General features: G+C 63.6%; 25 protein-coding genes. 20 read left to right on the forward strand and 5 right to left on the reverse strand.

The genetic code is table 11. The annotated features are described in order from the left end of the window. The first annotated feature begins 17 nt into the window (after positions 1–17). Complete coding sequence (locus ACNFHO_RS05125) at positions 18–551, forward strand: RNA polymerase factor sigma-70 (RefSeq protein WP_054894776.1); 534 nt, start codon at positions 18–20, stop codon at positions 549–551. A 71-nt stretch (positions 552–622) separates the two neighbouring features. Here ACNFHO_RS05125 and ACNFHO_RS05130 read toward each other — a convergent pair whose 3' ends face one another. Continuing rightward, the gene (locus ACNFHO_RS05130) at positions 623–1,645 is read right to left on the reverse strand and encodes a GNAT family N-acetyltransferase (protein ID WP_112899605.1); all 1,023 of its coding nucleotides are present in this window, start codon (positions 1,643–1,645) and stop codon (positions 623–625) included. A 64-nt stretch (positions 1,646–1,709) separates the two neighbouring features. Beyond that, positions 1,710–2,510, reverse strand: a complete 801-nt coding sequence (locus ACNFHO_RS05135) for a substrate-binding periplasmic protein (RefSeq protein ID WP_054894775.1) — start codon at positions 2,508–2,510, stop codon at positions 1,710–1,712. 346 nt (positions 2,511–2,856) lie between these two features. Between ACNFHO_RS05135 and ACNFHO_RS05140 the strand changes: the two genes are divergently transcribed. Further along, positions 2,857–3,396, forward strand: coding sequence for an exonuclease domain-containing protein (locus ACNFHO_RS05140; RefSeq protein WP_063545644.1), 540 nt, complete (start codon positions 2,857–2,859; stop codon positions 3,394–3,396). A 74-nt stretch (positions 3,397–3,470) separates the two neighbouring features. Further along, complete coding sequence (locus ACNFHO_RS05145; protein ID WP_416765521.1) at positions 3,471–3,755, forward strand: pyrimidine/purine nucleoside phosphorylase; 285 nt, start codon at positions 3,471–3,473, stop codon at positions 3,753–3,755. A 41-nt stretch (positions 3,756–3,796) separates the two neighbouring features. Here the strand turns inward: ACNFHO_RS05145 and ACNFHO_RS05150 are convergent, their stop codons facing one another. Beyond that, positions 3,797–4,489 carry an alpha/beta family hydrolase gene (locus ACNFHO_RS05150; RefSeq protein WP_063546847.1) on the reverse strand — a complete coding sequence of 231 codons (693 nt, stop codon included), beginning with the start codon at positions 4,487–4,489 and terminating at the stop codon, positions 3,797–3,799. A 49-nt stretch (positions 4,490–4,538) separates the two neighbouring features. Here ACNFHO_RS05150 and ccoN (ACNFHO_RS05155) point away from each other — a divergent pair, with 49 nt between their 5' ends. The 16 genes from ccoN (ACNFHO_RS05155) (at position 4,539) to ACNFHO_RS05230 (ending at position 20,133) form a co-directional block, all read left to right on the forward strand. After that, entirely contained in the window at positions 4,539–5,963 is a 1,425-nt protein-coding gene (ccoN, locus tag ACNFHO_RS05155; protein ID WP_063545645.1) for a cytochrome-c oxidase, cbb3-type subunit I, read from the forward strand. Positions 5,964–5,976: 13 nt separating this feature from the next. Beyond that, on the forward strand, positions 5,977–6,585 hold the full coding sequence (ccoO, locus tag ACNFHO_RS05160) for a cytochrome-c oxidase, cbb3-type subunit II (protein ID WP_054894770.1): 609 nt from the start codon (positions 5,977–5,979) through the stop codon (positions 6,583–6,585). A 5-nt stretch (positions 6,586–6,590) separates the two neighbouring features. Continuing rightward, positions 6,591–6,782, forward strand: a complete 192-nt coding sequence (locus tag ACNFHO_RS05165) for a cbb3-type cytochrome oxidase subunit 3 (protein ID WP_054894769.1) — start codon at positions 6,591–6,593, stop codon at positions 6,780–6,782. Next, positions 6,779–7,720: a cytochrome-c oxidase, cbb3-type subunit III gene (ccoP, locus tag ACNFHO_RS05170; protein ID WP_063545647.1), complete on the forward strand. Its 942-nt coding sequence runs from the start codon at positions 6,779–6,781 to the stop codon at positions 7,718–7,720. The genes ACNFHO_RS05165 and ccoP (ACNFHO_RS05170) overlap by 4 nt, the downstream gene beginning before the upstream one ends. A 400-nt stretch (positions 7,721–8,120) precedes the next feature. Next, positions 8,121–9,563, forward strand: a complete 1,443-nt coding sequence (gene ccoN / locus ACNFHO_RS05175) for a cytochrome-c oxidase, cbb3-type subunit I (RefSeq protein ID WP_054894767.1) — start codon at positions 8,121–8,123, stop codon at positions 9,561–9,563. Then, positions 9,563–10,171: a cytochrome-c oxidase, cbb3-type subunit II gene (gene ccoO / locus ACNFHO_RS05180; protein WP_054894766.1), complete on the forward strand. Its 609-nt coding sequence runs from the start codon at positions 9,563–9,565 to the stop codon at positions 10,169–10,171. Before ccoN (ACNFHO_RS05175) ends, ccoO (ACNFHO_RS05180) begins: the two co-directional genes overlap by 1 nt. Positions 10,172–10,176: 5 nt before the next feature. Then, positions 10,177–10,374, forward strand: a complete 198-nt coding sequence (locus ACNFHO_RS05185) for a CcoQ/FixQ family Cbb3-type cytochrome c oxidase assembly chaperone (RefSeq protein ID WP_054894780.1) — start codon at positions 10,177–10,179, stop codon at positions 10,372–10,374. Beyond that, on the forward strand, positions 10,371–11,351 hold the full coding sequence (gene ccoP, locus ACNFHO_RS05190; protein ID WP_063545648.1) for a cytochrome-c oxidase, cbb3-type subunit III: 981 nt from the start codon (positions 10,371–10,373) through the stop codon (positions 11,349–11,351). The genes ACNFHO_RS05185 and ccoP (ACNFHO_RS05190) overlap by 4 nt, the downstream gene beginning before the upstream one ends. A gap of 290 nt (positions 11,352–11,641) precedes the next feature. After that, positions 11,642–13,057: a cytochrome c oxidase accessory protein CcoG gene (gene ccoG / locus ACNFHO_RS05195; protein WP_063545649.1), complete on the forward strand. Its 1,416-nt coding sequence runs from the start codon at positions 11,642–11,644 to the stop codon at positions 13,055–13,057. Positions 13,058–13,072: 15 nt separating this feature from the next. Continuing rightward, positions 13,073–13,603: a FixH family protein gene (locus ACNFHO_RS05200; RefSeq protein ID WP_054894763.1), complete on the forward strand. Its 531-nt coding sequence runs from the start codon at positions 13,073–13,075 to the stop codon at positions 13,601–13,603. 148 nt (positions 13,604–13,751) lie between these two features. Next, complete coding sequence (locus ACNFHO_RS05205) at positions 13,752–16,196, forward strand: heavy metal translocating P-type ATPase (protein WP_112898844.1); 2,445 nt, start codon at positions 13,752–13,754, stop codon at positions 16,194–16,196. 13 nt (positions 16,197–16,209) lie between these two features. Then, positions 16,210–16,431 carry a cbb3-type cytochrome oxidase assembly protein CcoS gene (gene ccoS / locus ACNFHO_RS05210; protein ID WP_054894761.1) on the forward strand — a complete coding sequence of 74 codons (222 nt, stop codon included), beginning with the start codon at positions 16,210–16,212 and terminating at the stop codon, positions 16,429–16,431. Next, entirely contained in the window at positions 16,424–17,107 is a 684-nt protein-coding gene (locus tag ACNFHO_RS05215) for a sulfite exporter TauE/SafE family protein (RefSeq protein WP_416765525.1), read from the forward strand. Before ccoS ends, ACNFHO_RS05215 begins: the two co-directional genes overlap by 8 nt. Positions 17,108–17,222: 115 nt before the next feature. Further along, entirely contained in the window at positions 17,223–18,605 is a 1,383-nt protein-coding gene (gene hemN, locus ACNFHO_RS05220; protein ID WP_063545652.1) for an oxygen-independent coproporphyrinogen III oxidase, read from the forward strand. A gap of 191 nt (positions 18,606–18,796) precedes the next feature. Then, positions 18,797–19,531, forward strand: coding sequence for a Crp/Fnr family transcriptional regulator FnrA (gene fnrA / locus ACNFHO_RS05225; protein WP_054894758.1), 735 nt, complete (start codon positions 18,797–18,799; stop codon positions 19,529–19,531). Between the two features lie 53 nt (positions 19,532–19,584). Then, entirely contained in the window at positions 19,585–20,133 is a 549-nt protein-coding gene (locus tag ACNFHO_RS05230) for an adenine phosphoribosyltransferase (protein WP_063545653.1), read from the forward strand. A gap of 32 nt (positions 20,134–20,165) precedes the next feature. On the opposite strand, the gene ACNFHO_RS05235 is transcribed toward ACNFHO_RS05230, so the two are convergent. Then, positions 20,166–21,095 (reverse strand): class I SAM-dependent methyltransferase, encoded by a 930-nt coding sequence (locus ACNFHO_RS05235; protein WP_416765527.1) that lies wholly within the window; start codon positions 21,093–21,095, stop codon positions 20,166–20,168. A 29-nt stretch (positions 21,096–21,124) separates the two neighbouring features. Further along, on the reverse strand, positions 21,125–22,027 hold the full coding sequence (locus tag ACNFHO_RS05240) for a DMT family transporter (protein ID WP_054894756.1): 903 nt from the start codon (positions 22,025–22,027) through the stop codon (positions 21,125–21,127). Positions 22,028–22,159: 132 nt separating this feature from the next. On the opposite strand from ACNFHO_RS05240, the gene ACNFHO_RS05245 reads away from it, so the two are divergent. Then, positions 22,160–22,597, forward strand: coding sequence for an Lrp/AsnC family transcriptional regulator (locus ACNFHO_RS05245; RefSeq protein WP_063545655.1), 438 nt, complete (start codon positions 22,160–22,162; stop codon positions 22,595–22,597). Positions 22,598–23,020: the final 423 nt, after the last annotated feature.

The following is a 23,020-nucleotide window of genomic DNA, read 5'->3' on the forward strand; positions in this document are numbered from 1 at the left end:
GAGACAAGGTGATTTCCATGGCGGAACAACTATCCACAAGTAAGTGCGATTCACCATTACTCCAGGCGTTCGTCGACAATCGCAGCATCCTCGTCAAGATTGCCGCCCGTATCACGGGCTGTCGGTCGCGCGCCGAGGATGTGGTGCAGGATGCCTTCTTCCGGCTCGGTTCCGCGCCGCAGATCACGTCATCGTTCAAGGCCCAGCTCAGCTACCTGTTCCAGATCGTGCGCAACCTGGCCATCGACCACTACCGCAAGCAGGCGATGGAGCTGAAGTACTCGGGCAGCGAGGAAGAAGGCATGAACGTGGTGATCCAGAATGCCTCGCCAGAAGCCACCCACATCAACCTGGCGACCCTCGAGCACATCGCCGAAGCGCTCAACGAGCTGCCCCAGCGCACTCGCTACGCGTTCGAGATGTACCGCCTGCACGGCGTGCCGCAAAAAGACATCGCCAAGGAGCTCGGGGTCTCACCAACGCTGGTCAACTTCATGATCCGCGACGCGCTGATCCACTGCCGCAAGAACAGCCGCCAGGCCGAGGGCTGACCGCCTCACAGGTACCGCACGGCACCTGTCAGCGTGATCGGGCCGCACAGCGGCCCACGCCCTGCGCGCCGCTAGACCAGCGTGCAACGATCGAAGAAACGCTCACGCCCCAGGATCATCAGCGCCGCCCGCTTGTGCGGGAAATCGAACTCTTTGTCGCAGTGGAAGCACTGATCGTGCATGTAGCCGATCATCTTGCCGTTGTCGGCGCGCGGCTCGGCGACGACGCGCTGGGTGCGCGGGTCGTCAAGGAACAGGTAGTGCACCAGCGCCGACATCCAGCTCGCCACCTTGTGCGGACCACGGTGCGCCTGTTCGCCCACGAGCATATGGATACCGCGGTCGTAGTCGTCGGCCGGATAGAACGGCGCGATGCGGTCTTCCTTGGCCCAATAGGCTTCGAAGTAGGCGAACGGCTCATCGTCGAAACAGCCGATGAGTGTCAGGGTGTGCGGGTCTGCCTCGAGCTTGCTCAGGTATTCGCGGTGCTGCTCCAGGCTGCCCTGTTCCTGCCAGAAGTGCGCGACCCGGGGCTCGTTCTGCCAACGGTTGAACCGCGCCAGGTCCTGCTCGACTTCCAGGGTGCGTAGCGACACCCACGCCCCCAGGCGCGCATCGAAACGGCGATACACCTCGCCCCGGGGTTTGGGGGCGCGGCGTGGATGGCGCTTGCCGTTGCTGATCTGCATCTGCTGCGGGTAGACACCGCTCTGTACCTCGCCAAGCCAGGGCTGCGGCAACTGCCAGAACAGCGCTCGCTCGCAGATCAACACGTGCGCTTGCTCGCTGGGCACCAGCAGGCCGCTCGCCAGCAACGACGGTACCCACGCTGGCGCCTTCGGCACATGCCAGGCCAGGCGCTGGCAGGCGGGATCGCGCGACAGCAGCCAGTAGCAGGCAGCCCACAGGGCCTGGACGCCGCGATCCGGGCAGACGGTTTCCAGGTGAACCTGCACAGGGTCGGCGGGCACCAGGCGTACCTGGATCAGCGGGCGCCCCTCCAGGGTCAGACTCAACCGGGAACCGGTCTCGTCGCCTTGCAGGCTGTGCCATCGAGGAAGGGAAAGCGGCGTCGAAGCAGCGTCGAAAGGCATGGTCATGGCTCACGGAAAAATGGAATCACACTCAAGTGTCTGAACGTGATCGCAGCCCGCGAATTTAATTGTTCGGCGTTTGCACGGTGATCCGATAAGGGCCGAAAAGCGCTGCCAGCTCACCGCTGTCGCGCAGGCGCTGCATCAACTGGGTGAAGACTTCGGCGCGGATCGGCGCACCAGGACGCAGCAGCGCGTAGTGATGGTAGACCTGATCGACCCGATCCGAGGCCAGCAGCTCGCTGCCCTTGGCCGGGTTGCGCTTGAGGTAGTCACTCAGGTACGAGCGGGTCACCAGGGCAATGTCCGCACGCTCGCGTTGCACCATCGACAGGTTGCTGTCGTGGGAATAGGAGAGGATGGCCCGGAAGGTCTTCTTCAGGTATTCAGGGTCGGGATTGAAATCGGCAAACGCGTAGTGATAGCCATTGAACAACGCCAGGCGCTTGCCTTTGAGGTCATCGAAATAATGCTGGTCACGCCCTGCCTGACGATGGGCGACGAAGATCTCTGCATCTTCCAGGCCCATGTCGACTACCGTGTGCGGGATCTGCTGCCAACCCCATTGCGGGTTCTCGAAGATCGCCATGTCGGTGCGACCCTGCTGGAAATCACCAAAACGACGCGGGATCGAGGTTGGCACCAGAACGAAACGGTAACCGGCCTGGAGCTGGTTCAGTGCCTCGGCGAGCTGCGGCAACAGCCCCGTATCGGCCCCCTGCTCCGGACGCACCGTATAAGGCGGGAAATGCGCAGCCCCGATCCGCACCTCCACCATTTCGGCGGCACAGGCCGAGCCGGCCAGCCACAGTGCAGCGAGCATCATCAGGGATGACAGGGCCTTGAGGGCGGGCAGTGGCGTCAAGTGAGGCACTCAAATCACGGGCGTGGACCTTGATGCGCCTAAGCTAGGCGTTTTCCTGTCAGGGCACAACCGCTGGTTATGCCAAAATAGCGGCATTCTGCCAGGGGATGCCGTAAGGGTTCTGGATTGGCTACGCTCTAGGGTCTGTCTGAAATGTGTCTGCGCGAAGGCCAGACAAGGCGAAACGGGGGGAGGAAGCGGAGTGTACTGGAGTACATGAGCATTCCGAGCCCCGTTTCAACGCAGTATGGGCGAGTGCAGATACATTTCAGACAGACCCTAGGGGCCCGCGGCCCTGGCCCATGCCTAACGCCGCGGACCACAGCGTCTTGCAAGGGAGCCTGGTATGGGCCATTGGCTGGTCATCGACCTGGAAGCCACGACCGACGACGGTGGCTGGCCGGTCACCGAGATGGAAATCATTGAAATCGGCGCAAGCCTGGTCACCCGCGAAGGCCGCGAGGTCGATCACTTCCAGCGCTTCGTCAAGCCGCGGCGGCGTCCGCAGTTGACACCGTTCTGCCGCGAGCTGACGCACATCGGCCAGGCCAGTATCGACAGCGCCGCACCGTTTGCCGAAATCTGGGCGCAGTTCGAGCGCTGGCTCGGTCATCACCAGGCGCAGTTGCAGGCCTGGGTCAGCTGGGGCGACTACGACCGCCAGCAGTTGTTGCAGGAATGGCAGCAGCATCAGGTCAGCAGCCTGCTGGCGCAGTTGCCGCACATCAACCTCAAGCAGCGCTTTGCCAAGGCCCGCCACCTGCAGCGCCCCACCGGCCTGAACGGTGCGCTGCAACTGGCGGGCATGCAGTTCGTCGGCCAGCAGCACCGGGCGCTGGAGGATGCACGCAATACCGCGCGGTTGCTGCCCTTGAGCCTCACCTGAAAGCAGATGACGACCGCGCAGGGCTTGGGCATACTGGCCAGCCTTTTTTCAGCCCTTCTGTTCAGGAGTCGCCCATGTTCCAGGTCAACGAGTACTTCAACGGCACCGTCAAGTCGATCGCCTTCTCAGGCGAAGAAGGTCCGGCCACCGTGGGCGTGATGGCCCCGGGCGAATACGAGTTCGGCACCGCCAAGCGCGAGATCATGCACGTGGTCTCCGGCGCCCTGATCGTCAAGCTGCCAGGCAGCGACAACTGGGAAACCTTCAACGCCGGCGACAAGTTCAATGTGCCTGCCGACAGCAAGTTCCAGCTGCAGGTCAAGGTCGATACCGCTTACCTGTGCGAGTATCGCGACTAAGCATCAGGCGCTTCGCGGGCTTGCCCGCGAAGAACCCAGCGCTAACCCTTCAGAAACCCCGCCACCTTCTCAGCCGCCGCCTGCAGATGCTGCTCATGGCTGAACCCTGAAGCTTTCAGCGGCTTCAGATCATGATCCCCCGCCACCAGCCAGTTCACCTCGATCGCCGGTGACAGCGCATACCGCTCAACCGCCTCCCGATTCCCCAGCGCATCCCGCTCGCCCTGGACGATGAGCGTCGGTGTCTTCAGCTCGGCCAGATGCTCGACCCGCGGCTTCTCCGGCTTGCCCACGGCATAGAACGGATACCCCAGGCACACCAGCGCATCCACCTGCAGCTCATCGGCCAGCAAACTGGCCATGCGCCCGCCCATCGACTTGCCGCCAATGGCCAAGGTGCCCGTGACCAATGGTCGCACCTGCCCATACACCTCGCGCCAGCACTCGAGCAGCACCTTCTGCGGATTGGGCGGACGCTTGCCGCCGTTTATCCGGCGCTCGGCCATGTAGGGAAATTCGAAGCGGATCACCCCGACCCCAAGCCCCGCCAGCCTTTGCGCGATCTCGTCCATGAACGCGCTGTCCATCGGCGCACCGGCGCCATGGGCCAGGATCAGGCTGCAGGAACGCCCCTGATCGCCCCGGATTTGCGGAGGATCGACGCGCAAGCCTGGGACATTTCCCACTTGGGCCCATTGATCCCCGTCAATACCGGCACATTGCCCATCTTTCATGCTTGCCTCGCTGTTTAGCCTGCCTATAACCGTGGATGGGAACCCATACATGAACACAACCAGCAGTACCGCCTACAACTACAAGGTGGTCCGCCAATTCGCCCTCATGACGGTGGTGTGGGGCATCGTCGGCATGGGGCTCGGCGTCTTCATCGCCGCGCAACTCGTCTGGCCGAGCCTCAACTTCGACCTTCCGTGGACCAGCTTCGGTCGTCTGCGACCGCTGCACACCAACGCGGTGATCTTCGCCTTCGGTGGCTGTGCCCTGTTCGCCACCTCCTATTATTCGGTGCAGCGTACCTGCCAGACCATCCTCTTCGCGCCAAAACTGGCGGCCTTTACCTTCTGGGGCTGGCAACTGGTGATCCTGCTGGCAGCGATCAGCCTGCCACTGGGCTACACCAGCTCCAAGGAATACGCCGAACTGGAATGGCCGATCGACATCCTGATCACCATCGTCTGGGTCTGCTACGCCATCGTGTTCTTCGGCACGCTGATGAAGCGCACCACCAAGCACATCTATGTGGGCAACTGGTTCTTCGGTGCCTTCATCCTCACCGTGGCGATCCTGCACATCGTCAACAACCTGGAGATGCCGGTCAGCCTGACCAAGTCGTACTCGGTCTACGCCGGGGCCACCGACGCCATGGTGCAGTGGTGGTACGGCCACAACGCCGTGGGCTTCTTCCTGACCGCAGGCTTCCTGGGAATGATGTACTACTACGTGCCCAAGCAGGCAGAGCGTCCGGTGTATTCCTATCGCCTGTCGATCGTGCACTTCTGGGCGCTGATCACCCTGTACATCTGGGCCGGCCCGCACCACCTGCACTACACTGCCCTGCCCGACTGGGCCCAGTCACTGGGCATGATCATGTCGCTGATCCTGCTCGCACCGAGCTGGGGCGGGATGATCAACGGCATGATGACCCTCTCCGGTGCCTGGCACAAACTGCGCAGCGACCCGATCCTGCGCTTCCTCGTGGTGTCGCTGGCGTTCTACGGCATGTCGACCTTCGAAGGCCCGATGATGGCGATCAAGACCGTCAACGCCCTCTCCCACTACACCGACTGGACCATCGGCCATGTCCACGCCGGCGCCCTGGGCTGGGTGGCTATGATCTCCATCGGCGCGCTGTACCACACCATTCCGAAGGTGTTCGGCAAGCAGCAGATGCACAGCATCGGCCTGATCAACGCGCACTTCTGGCTGGCAACCATCGGCACCGTGCTCTACATCGCCTCGATGTGGGTCAACGGCATCGCCCAGGGCCTGATGTGGCGTGCGGTCAACAGCGACGGCACGCTCACCTACTCGTTCGTCGAAACCCTGGTGGCCAGCCACCCCGGCTTCATCGTGCGCTTCGTCGGCGGGGCGATCTTCCTCAGCGGCATGTTCCTGATGGCCTGGAACACCTGGCGCACCGTGCGTTCGCCAGCGCTTGACGCCGCCCCTGCGAACGCCCAGCTGGCTTGAGGAGACACGCCTGATGAAACATGAAGTCATCGAGAAAAACGTCGGCCTGCTGGCCTTGCTGATGGTGTTCGCCGTCAGCATCGGCGGTTTGACGCAGATCGTCCCGCTGTTCTTCCAGGACGTCACCAACAAGCCGGTCGAGGGCATGAAGCCCTACACCGCGCTGCAACTGGAAGGCCGCGACATCTACATCCGCGAAGGCTGCGTGGGCTGCCATTCGCAGATGATCCGTCCGTTCCGTGCCGAGACCGAACGCTATGGTCACTACTCGGTGGCCGGTGAAAGTGTGTGGGACCACCCCTTCCTCTGGGGTTCCAAGCGCACCGGCCCGGACCTGGCCCGCGTCGGCGCACGCTACTCCGACGACTGGCACCGCGCGCACCTGTACAACCCGCGCAACGTGGTACCGGAATCGAAGATGCCGGCCTACCCGTGGCTGGTCGCACAGCCGGTCGACAACAGCCACACCGACACCAAGCTGCGCGTATTGCGCACCCTCGGCGTGCCCTACACCGACGAAGACATCGCCGGTGCCCGCGACGCGGTCAAGGGCAAGACCGAGATGGATGCGCTGGTCGCCTACCTGCAGGTGCTGGGCACCTCGATCAAGAACAAGAGGTAAGCACGATGGAATTCGACATCGGCATGATCCGCGGCCTCGGCACCCTGGTGGTGATGATCGCCTTCATCGGCCTGTCGCTCTGGGTGTTCAACCGCCGCCGCGACCGTGATTTCGCCGAAGCGCGCCTGCTGCCCTTCGACGACGACCGCCTGCCCCCTGCCGGGCAGGAACCTGCCATGAGGAGTAACGGGCAATGACCACCTTCTGGAGTACGTACATCAGCGTACTGACCATCGGCAGCCTGATCGGCCTGACCTGGTTGCTGCTCGGCACCCGCAAGGGCCAGAGCAACAACACCACCGACCAGACCATGGGCCATAGCTTCGACGGCATCGAGGAGTACGACAACCCGCTGCCCAAATGGTGGTTCTGGCTGTTCGTCGGCACCCTGGTGTTCTCGGTCGGCTACCTGATCCTCTACCCGGGCCTGGGCAACTGGAAAGGCATCCTGCCCGGCTACGAGAATGGCTGGACCCAGGTCAACGAATGGCAGAAAGAAATGGACAAGGCCGACGCCCGCTTCGGGCCGATCTTCGCCAAGTTCGCCGCCATGCCGGTGGAGGAAGTGGCCAAGGATCCGCAGGCATTGAAGATGGGCGCACGCCTGTTCGCCTCCAACTGCTCGGTGTGCCATGGCTCGGACGCCAAAGGGGCCTACGGCTTCCCCAACCTGACTGACAAGGACTGGCGCTGGGGCGGTGAACCCGAGACCATCAAGGCCTCGATCATGAACGGCCGCCATGGCGTGATGCCAGGCTGGGCCGAGGTCATCGGCGAACAGGGCGTGGCGGATGTCGCAGGTTTCGTGCTCACCAACCTCGATGGCCGCAGCCTGCCTGAAGGGGCCAAGGCCGACGTGGCCAAGGGCAAGGAGATCTTCGCCAGCAACTGCGTGGCCTGCCATGGGCCGGAAGGCAAGGGCACCCCCGCCATGGGCGCACCCGACCTGACTCACCCGCAGGCGTTCATCTACGGTTCGAGCTTCGCCCAGTTGCAGCAGACCATCCGCTATGGTCGCCAGGGCCAGATGCCGGCTCAGGCCGAGATCCAGGGCAACGACAAGGTGCACCTGCTGGCGGCTTACGTGTACAGCCTGTCCCATGATGAAAACGCTGAAACGCTGACAACCAAGTAAGTACCCCTGCAAATCCCCCCTGTGGGAGCGGCGACTCGCCCTCCCACAGGGGTGCGCCGCTCCCCCTCCCTTGCACCCCCTCCGAACGGAACTAAGCTTGTTGCCACAGTGGCCTCGCGTTGCAGCGATGGCCTCGACGCGGCGCATTGCCTGACGCCGCGCGCGAAAAAGACATCAAAAAAAAAGCTTGACCGATCGATCAGAAAAAGGTGAAAAACGGTACACATTACAGATATTTATTTGTGTACAATCGTTCGACCCGAAACGCCACGGGACGGTGGTGGGAAGGGTATGGACACGGGTCGGCGCAGGGTACCTTGCGTTGCCATAGCCATTGCGGCTATCGAGACTGGCGCCGATTTTTCCACCAACAAGAACACCTAAACCGTGGAACCTTAGCATGAGCACAGCAATCAGTCCGACTGCTTATAACTATAAGGTCGTCCGCCAGTTCGCCATCATGACGGTGGTCTGGGGGATCCTTGGCATGGGCCTCGGCGTCTTCATCGCATCGCAGCTGGTGTGGCCGCAGCTCAACTTCGACCTGCCCTGGACCAGCTTCGGACGCCTGCGACCGCTGCACACCAACCTGGTGATCTTCGCCTTCGGCGGCTGTGCCCTGTTCGGCACCAGCTACTACGTGGTGCAGCGCACCTGCCAGACCCGGCTGATCTCCGACGGCATGGCCGCCTTCACCTTCTGGGGCTGGCAGGCGGTGATCCTCGGCGCGCTGATCACCCTGCCGATGGGCTACACCACCACCAAGGAATACGCCGAGCTCGAATGGCCCATCGCAATCCTGCTGGCCATCGTCTGGGTCACCTATGCAGTGGTGTTCTTCGGCACCATCGTCAAGCGCAAGACCAAGCACATCTACGTGGGCAACTGGTTCTACGGCGCCTTCATCGTGGTCACCGCGATGCTGCACATCGTCAACCACATCTCGCTGCCGGTCAGCCTGTTCAAGTCGTACTCGGCCTACGCCGGTGCCACTGACGCGATGATCCAGTGGTGGTATGGCCACAACGCCGTGGGCTTCTTCCTCACCACCGGCTTCCTGGGGATGATGTACTACTTCGTGCCCAAGCAGGCCGAGCGTCCGATCTACTCCTACCGCCTGTCGATCGTGCACTTCTGGGCGCTGATCACCCTGTACATCTGGGCCGGCCCCCACCACCTGCACTACACCGCCCTGCCCGACTGGGCGCAGTCGCTGGGCATGGTGATGTCGATCATTCTCCTGGCCCCGAGCTGGGGCGGCATGATCAACGGCATGATGACCCTCTCCGGTGCCTGGCACAAACTGCGCACCGACCCGATCCTGCGCTTCCTGGTGGTGTCGCTGGCGTTCTACGGCATGTCGACCTTCGAAGGGCCGATGATGGCGATCAAGACGGTCAACTCGCTGTCGCACTACACCGACTGGACCATCGGCCACGTCCACGCCGGCGCCCTGGGCTGGGTGGCGATGATCTCCATCGGCGCGGTGTACCACATGATTCCGAAGCTGTACGGCCGCGAGCAGATGCACAGCGTCGGCCTGATCAACGCGCACTTCTGGCTGGCGACCATCGGCACCGTGCTGTACATCGCCTCGATGTGGGTCAACGGCATTACCCAAGGCCTGATGTGGCGCGCGATCAACGATGACGGCACCCTCACCTACTCCTTCGTCGAAGCGCTGCAGGCCAGCCATCCGGGCTATATCGTCCGCGCACTGGGCGGCGCCTTCTTCGCCTCGGGCATGCTGCTGATGGCCTACAACGTGCTGCGCACGGTACGCGCTGCCAATCCGGCGCAGGCCGATGAAGCCGCCAAGATCGTCGTCGTGGGAGCGCACTGATGAAGCATGAAGCAGTCGAGAAGAACATAGGCCTGCTGGCCTTCTTCATGGTCATCGCCGTGAGCATCGGCGGCCTGACGCAAATCGTCCCGCTGTTCTTCCAGGACGTCACCAACAAGCCGGTCGAGGGCATGAAGCCGCGCACCGCGCTGGAGGTCGAAGGGCGCGACATCTACATCCGCGAAGGCTGCGTAGGCTGCCATTCGCAGATGATCCGTCCGTTCCGTGCCGAGACCGAACGCTATGGCCACTACTCGGTGGCCGGTGAAAGCGTCTGGGACCACCCCTTCCTCTGGGGCTCCAAGCGCACCGGCCCGGACCTGGCCCGCGTCGGCGGACGCTACTCCGACGACTGGCACCGCGCACACCTGTACAACCCGCGCAACGTGGTGCCGGAATCGAAGATGCCCGCTTACCCATGGCTGGTGGAAAACCACCTCGATGGCAAGGATACGGCCAAGAAGCTCGAAGTGCTGCGCACCCTCGGCACGCCCTACACCGACGAAGATATCGCCGGTGCCCGCGATGCGGTCAAGGGCAAGACCGAGATGGACGCCCTGGTGGCGTACCTGCAAGGCCTTGGCACCCTCATCAAGAGCAAACGGTGACGCTGATGGATATCGGGATGATTCGCGGCCTGGGCACCGTCGTCGTGCTGGTGGCCTTCGTGGGCCTGGCGCTGTGGGTGTTCAGCCCGCGGCGCAAGAAGGATTTCGACGAGGCCACGCAACTGCCCTTCGCGGATGATCCCGAGGCCAGCCGGCATGTCGAGCACGCGCAAAAGAATGCTTCTGGGAGCAAACAACAATGACAACCTTCTGGAGTCTGTACGTCACCGTCCTGACCCTGGGCACCATCTTCGCCTTGACCTGGCTGCTGCTGTCGACCCGCAAGGGCCAGCGCGAAGAGATCACCGATGAAACCGTCGGCCATGCGTTCGACGGTATCGAGGAGTACGACAACCCGCTGCCCAAATGGTGGTTCTGGCTGTTCGTCGGCACCATCGTCTTCGCCCTCGGCTACCTGGCGCTGTATCCGGGCCTGGGCAACTGGAAAGGCATCCTGCCAGGCTATACGTACCTGGATAACGACAAGCAGACCGAATTCAGCAATGGTCAGTCGGGCTGGACCGGCGTGCACGAATGGGAAAAGGAAATGGCCAAGGCCGATGCCCGCTTCGGGCCGATCTTCGCCAAGTTCGCGGCCATGCCGCTGGAAGACGTCGCCAAGGATCCGCAGGCCCTCAAGATGGGCGCACGCCTGTTCGCCTCCAACTGCTCGGTGTGCCATGGTTCGGACGCCAAGGGAGCGTACGGCTTCCCCAACCTGACCGACAGCGACTGGCGCTGGGGCGGCGAACCGGAAACCATCAAGACCACCATCATGAATGGCCGTCATGGTGTGATGCCGGCCTGGGCCGAGGTGATCGGCGAGCAGGGCGTGGCGGACGTCGCCGCCTTCGTGCTGACCAACCTGGACGGGCGCAGCCTGCCCGAGGGCATCAAGGCCGACGCGGCCAACGGGCAGAAACTCTTCGCCGCCAACTGCGTGGCCTGCCACGGCCCTGAAGGCAAGGGCACCCCCGCCATGGGCGCACCCAACCTGACTCACCCGCAGGCGTTCATCTACGGCTCGAGCTTCGCCCAGCTGCAGCAGACCATTCGTTACGGTCGCCAGGGGCAGATGCCCGCCCAGGCCGAAATCCAGGGCAACGACAAGGTGCACCTGCTGGCGGCTTATGTGTACAGCCTGTCGCAGCAGGCGGAGCCGACTCAACCAGCTGAGTAAGCCTGGGCTGGCCTCATCGCGGGACAAGCCCGCCCCCACAAGGCTGGTGCAGTACTTGTAGGAGCGGGCTTGCCCGCGATGAGGCCGGCAAATGCACCACTGGCTGACCTGGATCAATTGACACTCGCCATAACACGATTTAAACGACCACCCAACGCGACTAAACGTCGCAGCCAAGCCCTACCCTGCCATCACAGGCGTATCATGGGCCGCAGAGCGCCAACACAGGCGCGCGACCACGGCCGGCATGCACTGGCCCTGGCATTTCTCCACTGCCGTGGGACTTGATGATGAGCAAGCAGATTCCGGTACATGACGTCACCCCGCCTGCCAACAAAGGAAAGGATTCCGTCGACCTCTACGCCTCTCGAGAGAAAATCTACACCCGCGCCTTCACCGGCGTGTTCCGCAGGTTGCGCATGGTCGGCGGCGCATTGCTGTTCCTGCTCTACTTCGGCACCGTATGGTTGAACTGGGGCGGGCACCAGGCCGTCTGGTGGAACCTGCCCGAACGCAAGTTCTACATCTTCGGCGCCACCATCTGGCCACAGGACTTCATCCTGCTGTCGGGCATCCTCATCGTCGCCGCCTTCGGCCTGTTCTTCATCACCGTGTACGCAGGCCGTGTCTGGTGTGGCTACACCTGCCCGCAGAGCGTGTGGACCTGGATCTTCATGTGGTGCGAAAAAGTCACCGAGGGCGACCGCAACCAGCGCATGAAGCTCGACAAGGCGCCCATGAGCGGCAACAAGTTCCTGCGCAAGCTGGCCAAGCACAGCCTGTGGCTGTTGATCGGCTTCGTCACCGGCCTGACCTTCGTGGGTTACTTCTCGCCAATCCGCGAACTGGCCATCGAATTCTTCACCGGCCAGGCCGATGGCTGGGCCTATTTCTGGGTCGGCTTCTTCACCCTCGCCACCTATGGCAACGCCGGCTGGCTGCGCGAACAGGTGTGCGTGTACATGTGCCCCTACGCGCGCTTCCAGAGCGTGATGTTCGACAAGGACACGCTGATCGTCTCCTACGACCCGCGCCGCGGCGAAGCCCGTGGCCCGCGCAAGAAAGGCGTCGACTATAAAGCCCAGGGCCTGGGCGACTGCATCGACTGCACGATGTGCGTGCAGGTATGCCCCACCGGCATCGACATCCGCGATGGCCTGCAGATCGAATGCATCGGCTGCGCCGCATGCATCGACGCCTGCGACGGCATCATGGACAAGATGGACTACCCGCGCGGGCTGATCAGCTACACCACCGAGCACAATCTTTCCGGGCAGAAGACCCACATGCTGCGCCCGCGCCTGATTGGCTACGCCCTGGTGCTGCTGGTGATGATCGGTGCACTGGCCACCGCCTTCGCCACCCGCTCGCTGGTCGGCTTCGACGTCAGCAAGGACCGCGTGCTGTACCGCGAGAACGCCCAAGGCTGGATCGAGAACGTCTACAGCCTCAAGGTGATGAACAAGGACCAGCGCGACCACGTCTACGTGCTCGATGCCGCCGGCCTGCCTGGCCTGCAGCTGTCCGGGCAACGCGAGATCCGCGTGGCCGCAGGCGACATCGTCAGCCTGCCGGTGCAGCTGTCGGTCGCCCCCGAGAAACTGCCCTCGAGCACCAACGACATCACCTTCATCCTCAAGGATGCCGACGACAACGGCACCCAGGTTGAAGCCAAGAGCCGCTTCATCGGCCCACAGATCCGCTGAGAGAGACGTTCGACAATGACTGCCGCCACCGCCAACAGCCCCTGGTACAAGCACCTCTGGCCCTGGATCATCATCGGCATCCTCACCACCTCGGTGTGCCTGAGCCTGACCATGGTCAGCATCGCCGTGCGCAACCCGGACAACCTGGTCAACGACAATTACTACGAGGCAGGCAAAGGCATCAACCGCTCGCTGGACCGCGAGCTGCTGGCCCAGACGCTTGGTCTCAAGGCCAGCGTGCATCTGGACGACCTGACCGGCGAGGTGGAACTGCGCCTGACCGGCAACAGCGATCCGCAGACCCTGGAGTTGAACCTGATTTCGCCGACCCAGCCCGACAAGGACCGCAAGGTCCAGCTTGCCCGTAGCGAAACCGGGCGCTATGTCGGCCAGCTCGACGACAAGGTCGAGGGCCGGCGCTTCGTCGAGCTGCTGGGGACCGAGAACGGCCAGGTATGGCGCCTGTTCGAGGAAGAGAAGGTCGAGCATGGCGTGACCTTGCAGTTGGGCGATGAAGCCCTGCAAGGCGCCGAGCATCAAGAATGAACCGCTGCAACAGCACCGACCCCGTGGGAGCGGGCTTGCCCCGCGATAGCGTCAGCCCAGGCAATGATGTTGTCCAGGTGATCGCCATCGCGGGGCAAGCCCGCTCCCACAGGTTTTGCGCTGTTGCCCACGGCCAGGCATGACCCCGATGACCCAACCCACCCCCTGCTACCACTGCGCCCTGCCCGTCCCCGCCGGCAACCGCTTCAGCGCCGTGGTACTTGGCCAGCCCCGGCAGTTCTGCTGCCCTGGCTGCCAGGCAGTCGCCGAAGCCATCGTCGCAGGCGGGCTCGAGCACTATTACCAGCACCGCAGCGAAACCAGTGCCAACCCCGAGGCACTGCCGCGGCAGTTGCAGGACGAACTGGCGCTGTACGACCGTGCCGACGTCCAGCAGAACTTCGTGCAGCACCAGGGCGCCCTGGCCGAAACCACCTTGATGATCGAAGGCATCAGTTGCGCGGCCTGCGGCTGGCTGATCGAGAAGCACCTGCGCAATCTCGAAGGCGTTGGCGAGGCGCGCCTGAACCTGTCCAACCACCGCCTGCACGTCAGGTGGAACGACGGGCAACTGCCGCTCTCGCGGCTGATCGCCGAACTGCGCGGCATCGGCTACGCCGCCCACCCCTACCAGCCCGACCAGGCCGCCGAGCAACTGGCCCGGGAAAACCGCACGGCGCTGCGACGGCTCGGCGTAGCGGGCCTGCTGTGGTTCCAGGCGATGATGGCGACCATGGCGACCTGGCCGGAATTCAACATCGACCTGTCGCCCGAACTGCACACCATCCTGCGCTGGGTTGCGCTGTTCCTGACCACGCCGATCGTGTTCTACAGCTGCGCACCGTTCTTCAAAGGGGCTGCTCGTGACCTGCGCACCCGCCATCTGACAATGGATGTCTCGGTATCGCTGGCCATCGCCCTGGCCTATGGCGCCGGGATCTGGACCGCAATCACCGGCAGCGGCGAGCTGTACTTCGATACCGTGGGCATGTTCGCCCTGTTCCTGCTCACCGGCCGCTACCTGGAGCGGCGCGCCCGCGAACGCACGGCAGCGGCTACCGCGCAACTGGTCAACCTGCTGCCGGCCTCGTGCCTGCGCCTCGACGAGCAGGGGCGTGCCGAACGCATCCTGCTGGCCGAGCTGGTCCGCGGCGATCATGTGCAGGTCCTGCCGGGCGCGGTGATTCCCGCTGACGGTCGTATCCTCGAAGGCCGTTCGAGCATCGACGAATCGCTGCTCACCGGTGAATACCTGCCCCAGGCCCGACGGGCTGGCGACCGGGTCACCGGTGGCACGCTCAACGTCGAGAGCGCCTTGACCGTAGAGGTCGACGCCCTCGGCCAGGATTCGCGCCTGTCGGCCATCGTGCGCCTGCTCGAACGCGCACAGTCGGAAAAGCCACGCCTGGCGCAGATTGCCGACCGCGCCTCGCAGTGGTTCCTGTTGTTCAGCCTGGCTGCGGCGCTGGCCATCGGCCTGTGGTGGTGGCACCTCGATGCCGAGCGCGCGTTCTGGATCGTCCTGGCGATGCTGGTCGCGACTTGCCCCTGCGCGCTCTCGCTCGCCACCCCGACCGCCCTGACCACGGCCACCGGTACCCTGCACAAACTTGGCCTGCTGGTGACCCGCGGCCACGTGCTCGAAGGGCTGAACCAGATCGACACCGTGGTGTTCGACAAGACCGGCACCCTGACCGAAGGACGCCTGGCCCTGCGCAGCATCCGCCCGCTGGGCAGCCTTGCGCCTGACCGCTGCCTGGCCCTGGCAGCCGCCCTGGAGAACCGCTCGGAACATCCCATCGCCCGTGCCTTCGGCCACAGTGCCGAACCTGCCGACGATGTCCAGGCCGTACCTGGGCTGGGCCTTGAGGGCCAGGTCGACCAGCAGCGGCTGCGCATCGGGCAGGCCGCCTTCGTCTGCGCCCTGAGCGGCGCCGAAGTGCCGGCGGTACCCGAGCCCCGCGGGCAGTGGCTGCTCCTGGGTGACCGCATGGGCCCCCTGGCCTGGTTCGGCCTTGACGATCGCCTGCGTGACGATGCCAGCGAGTTGCTGGCCGCGTGCAGGGCGCGCGGGTGGCAGACCTTGCTGCTGTCGGGCGACAGCTCGCCGATGGTCGGGGAAGTCGCCGCGCAACTGGGCATCGACCAGGCCATCGGCGGCCTGCGTCCGGACGACAAGCTGGCCCGGGTCAAGGCCCTGCAGAGCGAAGGACGCAAGGTGCTGATGCTCGGTGACGGCGTCAACGACGTGCCGGTGCTGGCCGCCGCCGACATCAGCATCGCCATGGGCTCGGCCACCGACCTGGCCAAGACCAGCGCCGACGCCGTGCTGCTGTCCAACCGCCTGCAGGCACTGGCACAGGCTTTCGACCTGGCGCGCCGCACGCGCCGTAACATCCTCGAGAACCTGCTCTGGGCAACGCTGTACAATGGCCTCATGCTGCCCTTCGCCGCGCTGGGCTGGATCACGCCGGTGTGGGCGGCGGTCGGCATGTCGGTGAGCTCGCTGATCGTGGTGCTCAATGCCCTGCGCTTGACGCGCATGCCAACCGTGCAGGCTGCCAATGCTGCCCCTCGTCCCGTCATGGCCTGAGCAGGAATCGCCGATGCCCGCCCTCTATGTGATGATCCCCGCCGCCCTGCTGCTCGTCGGCGTGGCGGTGTACATCTTCTTCTGGGCCGTGGACAGCGGCCAGTACGATGACCTCGAGGGCCCTGCCCACAGCATCCTGTTCGACGATCAGGACCCGCGCCACCAGGCCGCGGTGAAACCCGAAGAAGCCAAGCCCGAACAGCCCGACGACAAGGATCCCACCCCGCGTGTCTGACCTGCTCCCGCTGCTCGGTTCCGCCCTGGTGCTCGGCCTGCTGGGCGGTGGCCACTGCCTGGGCATGTGCGGCGGCCTGATGGGCGCCCTGACCCTGGCCATCCCGCCCGAACAACGCGCCCGCCGCCTGCGCCTGCTGGTTGCCTACAACCTCGGCCGCGTGCTCAGCTACGCGGCCGCCGGGCTGCTGCTGGGCCTGGCCGGCTGGGCCCTGGCCAGCAGCCCTGCCGCCCAACTGCTGCGAGTGGTGGCAGCCTTGCTGCTGATCGCCATGGGCTTGTACCTGGCCGGCTGGTGGAGTGGGCTGACCCGGATCGAGGCCCTGGGCCGAGGCTTGTGGCGACACATCCAGCCGCTGGCGTCGCGCCTGCTGCCGGTCTCGAGCCTGCCGCGGGCCCTGCTGCTCGGCGCACTGTGGGGCTGGCTGCCCTGCGGGCTGGTCTACAGTACCTTGCTGTGGGCGGCGAGCCAGGGCAACGCCGCGCACAGCGCCGCGCTGATGCTGGCATTCGGTATCGGCACCTGGCCAGTGTTGCTGGCCACGGGCCTGGCCGCAGAACGGGCCAACGCGCTGCTACGGCGGCGCAGCGTGCGCATGGCGGGCGGAGTGTTGGTGATGCTGTTCGGCCTGTGGACGCTACCTGGGCCGCACCAGCACTGGCTGATGGGGCATTGATCGCCTGAGAGTGTTGCACCAGGTGACTGCCGACTCGGCTTGATACAAGTCAAGACCCCTTCCTACAGACATATCTAGACTCCGGGCACTGCTGCTCTATCCGGGGACTGCCCACATGCTCGACGACCTACGTTGGGATGCCGACCTGATCCGTCGCTACGATCTGGCCGGACCACGCTACACCTCCTACCCGACCGCCGTGCAATTGCATGGCGAAGTGGGTTCGTTCGACTTGCTGCATGCCCTGCGCGAAAGCCGCCGTGCGGTGCGCCCGCTGTCGTTGTACGTGCACGTGCCGTTCTGCGCCAACATCTGCTACTACTGCGCCTGCAACAAAGTCATCACCAAAGACCGCGCCCGCGCCGCGCCCTACCTGCAGCGCCTGGAGCAGGAGATCCAGCTGATCGCCTGTCACCTCGACCCCAAGCAACGGGTCGAACAACTGCATTTCGGCGGTGGCACTCCCACCTTTCTCAGCCATGTGGAACTGCGCCAGCTGATGACCTGCCTGCGCCAGCATTTCAACCTGCTGGATGATGATTCGGGTGACTACGGCATCGAACTCGACCCGCGCGAAGCCGACTGGTCGACCATGGGCCTGTTGCGCGAGCTGGGCTTCAACCGTGTCAGCCTCGGCGTGCAGGACCTGGACCCGGCCGTGCAGCGAGCGATCAACCGCCTGCAGAGCCTGGAGCAGACCCGCGCTCTGGTGGAAGCCGCACGCACCCTGCAATTCCGCTCGGTGAACCTCGACCTGATCTACGGCCTGCCACGCCAGAGCCCGGAAGGTTTCGCCCGCACCGTCGAGGAGGTGATTCGCCTGCAGCCAGACCGCCTGTCGGTGTTCAACTATGCGCACCTGCCCGAACGCTTCATGCCCCAGCGACGCATCGACGCCGCCGAGTTGCCAGCCCCGGCCGCCAAGCTGGAAATGCTGCACAACACCATCGAGCAACTCACTGCCGCCGGCTATCGCTATATCGGCATGGACCACTTCGCCCTGCCCGACGATGAACTGGCCATCGCCCAGGAGGAAGGTACCCTGCAACGCAACTTCCAGGGCTACACCACCCACGGTCATTGCGACCTCGTGGGGCTGGGGGTTTCGGCTATCAGTCAGATCGGCGATCTCTACTGCCAAAACAGCAGCGACCTGAACACCTACCAGGACACCCTCTCCAGCGCCCAACTGGCGACCCAGCGTGGCCTGCTGTGCAATCAGGATGACCGTGTGCGCAGGGCCGTGATCCAGCAACTGATCTGTCATTTCGAACTGGACTTCGAGCAGATCGAGCAGGCTTTCACCCTGGACTTTCGTGGTTACTTCAAAGGGCTCTGGCCGCAACTGCAGGCCATGCAGCGTGACGGTCTGATCACCCTCGACAGCCGCGGTATCAAGGTGCTGCCGGCAGGTCGGCTGCTGGTGCGCTCGGTCTGCATGGTGTTCGATGCCTACCTGGACCTGCACAATCGCCAACGTTTTTCCCGGGTCATCTAGTCGGTTTTTCCGAGACGTTACACCGCATGGACAGTCGGCCTTGTCAGGCACACCATGGATTGGTAGAAGGCGCCCGAACTCATCCGCGCAGGGTGCCGCCAAGCCGCACCAAAAAAGTGCAGGCTGGCCTCTAGTCCAGCTGTGGGTTACCCTTACAGCTTATGTGTGCTTTATCACAAGGATCGAAAGAAATGTCCGAGCCAGTCAAACTGCGCCCTCACAGCCAGGCCCATTGCAAGGATTGCAGCCTGGCCCCTCTGTGCCTGCCCCTGTCGCTCAATCTCGAGGACATGGACGCACTGGATGAAATCGTCAAGCGCGGCCGCCCACTGAAGAAGGGCGAGTTCCTGTTCCGCCAGGGTGACAATTTCGGCTCGGTCTACGCTGTACGCTCCGGCGCCCTCAAGACCTTCAGCCTCAGCGATGCCGGCGAAGAACAGATCACCGGCTTCCACCTGCCCAGCGAACTGGTCGGGCTATCGGGCATGGACACCGAAGCCTATCCGGTCTCGGCCCAGGCCCAGGAAACTACCTCGGTCTGCGAAATCCCCTTCGAACGCCTCGATGAGCTCTCGGTGCAACTGCCGCAACTGCGCCGCCAACTGATGCGGGTGATGAGTCGCGAGATCCGCGACGACCAGCAGATGATGCTGCTGCTGTCGAAAAAGACCGCCGACGAGCGGATCGCCACCTTCCTGGTCAACCTCTCGGCACGCTTCCGCGCCCGCGGTTATTCGGCCAACCAGTTCCGCCTGAGCATGTCGCGCAACGAGATCGGCAACTACCTGGGCCTGGCGGTGGAAACCGTGTCGCGCGTGTTCACCCGCTTCCAGCAGAACGGCCTGCTCAAGGCCGAAGGCAAGGAAGTGCACATCCTCGACCCGATCCAGCTGTGCGCGCTGGCCGGTGGTGCGATGGAGGTCTAATCGCTGCCACGGCAGGGTATACTGACGCCACGTTTTTCCAGGATACCCGCCCCATGCACAGCGACACCTTCGACCTCAAAGCCCTGATCCGTCCGGTAGTGGACTTCCCCAAGCCGGGCGTGATCTTTCGTGACATCACTCCGCTGTTCCAGTCGCCACGCGGGCTGCGCTATGTCGCCGACCAGTTCATCGAGCGCTATGTCGAGGCCGAGTTCAGCCACATCGGTGCCATGGATGCACGGGGTTTTCTGATCGGCTCGATCATCGCCCACCAACTGAACAAGCCCCTGATCCTGTTCCGCAAGCAGGGCAAACTGCCGGCCGACGTACTGTCGGAGCCCTACCAGACCGAATACGGCGAAGCCTTCCTGGAAGTGCATGCCGACAGCCTGTGCGACGGCGATTCGGTGCTGATCTTCGATGACCTGATCGCCACCGGCGGCACCCTGCTCGCAGCCGCCAACCTGGTGCGCCGTACCGGGGCCAAGGTATTCGAGGCTGCAGCGATCATCGACCTGCCCGAGCTCGAAGGCTCGCGCCGCCTGCAAGCCGCCGGGGTGCCGACCTTCTGCCTGACCGAGTTTTCGCTGTCCGAATACTGATCAGCGACCGGGCCGAACCCGAGTCCTCGGGTTCAGCCCAGCCGTTGGAAGACCAGCGCCTTCAACCCGCCTTGTGGGTCGGCATCGGGAAACTCCGGTGGATTCTCGAGACGCTGGACAAAGGCCAGCTGCGGCGCCTGCTGCGCCATGCCGTCGATGAGAAATTCCGGGCCGATCGCCGGATCGTTCACGCAGGCCAGCACTGTCCCGCCCTCACTCAGCAGTTCAGGTAAACGACGCAGGATCTTGGCGTAGTCCTGGGTGAGCACGAAGCTGCCGCGCTGGAAGGTCGGCGGGTCGATGATGATCAGGTCGTACGGGCCGTACTTGCGCACCTTGCCCCACGACTTGAACAGCTCATGCCCGAGATAAGCGACGCATGACGCATCATGGCCATTGAGGCGGTGGTTCTCGCGCCCACGCGACAGCGCCGACTTGGCCATGTCCAGGTTCACCACCTGCTGTGCGCCACCGGCGATGGCCGCCACAGAGAACCCGCAGGTGTAGGCGAAGAGATTCAGCATCCGCTTGCCCGCCGCCTGCTCCCGCACCCAGCGGCGACCGTAGCGCATGTCCAGGAACAATCCGTTGTTCTGCCTAACGCCCAGGTCCAGCAGGTACTTCAAGCCGTCCTCGATCACCTCGCGCTGCTGGCAGGGCTCGCCGAGCAGCCACTGACCGGGGCTGTCGGGCAGGTAGCGGTGCTGCAGCAGGATCGCCTGTCCGCTCCATTGCGGGCGCTCGGCGAGGGCACGCAGCATCGCCTCGAGCTCGGCCAACTGGCCATCGGGCGGCTCGCGGAACAGCGCGACCAACAGCACCCCGTCGAGCCAGTCGACGGTGATCTGCTCCAGGCTCGGCCAGCAACGGCCACGGCCATGGAACAGACGACGGGTTTCGACAGGCGCGGGGTCGAGGGCGGTGAGCAGGTGCTGCTCCAGAGTGTGAATCGGGGAGGTCATGGCGGGCCGCATAGCGAAAAACCGCCATTCTACCTGCTTTGTGAGGCCGAGGCCGCCCTGCGCGACCTGAACCACCACCCCTGCTGCATCCCTGCCGCCGCCAGCAGGATCAGCGCCACGCCCAGCCACTGCAGCGGTGCCAAGCGATGGCCGAAGGCTACCCAGTCCACCAGAATTGCCGCAATCGGATAGATGAACGACAGGGCGCCGGTCAGCGCCGTGGGCAGGCGTTGGATGGCGCTGTACAACAGCACGTACATCAACCCGGTATGCACCACCCCCAGTGTCACCAGGCTACCCAGCGCGGCAGGCGCTGCCGGTAGCCCGCCGAACCCGACCCAAGGGGCCAGCAGCAGTGCGCCGGTACTTACCTGGATCAAGGCAATCAGGTGCGGCGGGGTTCCGCTCAAGCGCTTGATGATCAATGCCGCCACGGCATAGAGCAGCGCCGCCCCCAATGCCAGGCCGATACCCAGCAGGTACTCATCGCCGCCCTGCCCTTGCCCGTGAGCGCTGACGATCGCCAACATGCCGAGGAAGGCCAGTGTCAGCCAGGTCAGCTTGGCTGCGGTAATCCGCTCGCCAAGAAACACCGCCGCCAGGCCCACCAGCAGGAACGGCTGGACGTTGTATACGGCCGTGCCGATGGCGATCGAAGCGCGCGAATATGAGGCGAACAGCAACAACCAGTTGCCGACGATGGCGACCCCGCTGAGCACCGCCAACAGAAAGGTGGTGCGGCTCAGGATACCGGGCTTGAGAAAGCCCATGACCGCACAAATCAGCAGCAAGGTGCCAGCACCCAGCACACAACGCCAGAACACCACGTCCAGCACCGGCTGCCCGGACACCAGCACGAACCAGCCAATGGTTCCGGAAATCAGCATGGCGGCGACCATTTCCAGCGAGCCGCGACGAATCGAACTGTCCATCTCATGCCTCCTGTCGAAGATGGCAACAGTATGCTGGCGCGGACATGGGCACTCCAGCGGATAAACAAGGCCAGAACCACCAATCGCCTTTACTATCAAGGCTGATTCGCACTTTTACCTGACGAGGCAAGCATGACCGACGATATCGACCAACTGCTGATCAATGCCCTGATGGAGGATTCGCGCCGCTCGCTCAAGGCCCTGGCGCAGATCAGCGGCCTCTCCGCCCCCAGCGTCAGCGAGCGGCTGCGCCGCCTGGAGGAACGCGGCGTGCTGCGCGGCTACACCGTGGAAATCGACCCACGCTGTTTCGGTTACCAGTTACAGGCCATCGTGCGAATCCGACCGCTGCCGGGGCAATTGCAGGAAGTCGAGCGGCAGATCGTCGCCATTCCCGAGTTCACCGAATGCGACAAGGTTACTGGCGAGGACTGCTTCATCGCCCGCCTGCATGTGCGCTCGATGGAACAGCTGGACACCCTGCTTGACCGGCTCAACACCCTGGCCGAGACCAACACCGCGATCATCAAGAAGACACCGGTCAAGCGGCGCCTGCCACCGATGGCATGACCCAAGATTTGTACACAAGAATGTCACCTAGAGTGCCATTTTTGTGTGCACTGGTTACGGACACGCCCCAACACGTTACACCGGAAAGGCGATAAAAATTGACTCTAAAATCAACTAATAAGTGAATGCAAAATAAATACTGATCAAATGGTCAGCTTATAGTTCTTTATTTTCATAACGTTACTAAACAACAGGAGCAAATCAAAGTAATAGCAACTCAGAAACTGTGCCCTCTCTGGCATGGAACTGGCTTAAGTGAACTTGTGTTTTGTATACAACTTAAACAAAACATAAATACACAAGAACACGCAGCGCCTGCCCCGCAGGCCGCTAGCGCCCAGAACCCAGTGATGCCAATGCTGCACAGACGAGAAGGCGAGCCCGTGCGCAAGCCCGCCTCATCGCAGTCCTAGCGCATCAGGA

This window comes from Pseudomonas sp. NY15374 (assembly GCF_048068255.1).
GTDB classification, from domain to species: Bacteria; Pseudomonadota; Gammaproteobacteria; order Pseudomonadales; family Pseudomonadaceae; genus Aquipseudomonas; species Aquipseudomonas machongensis.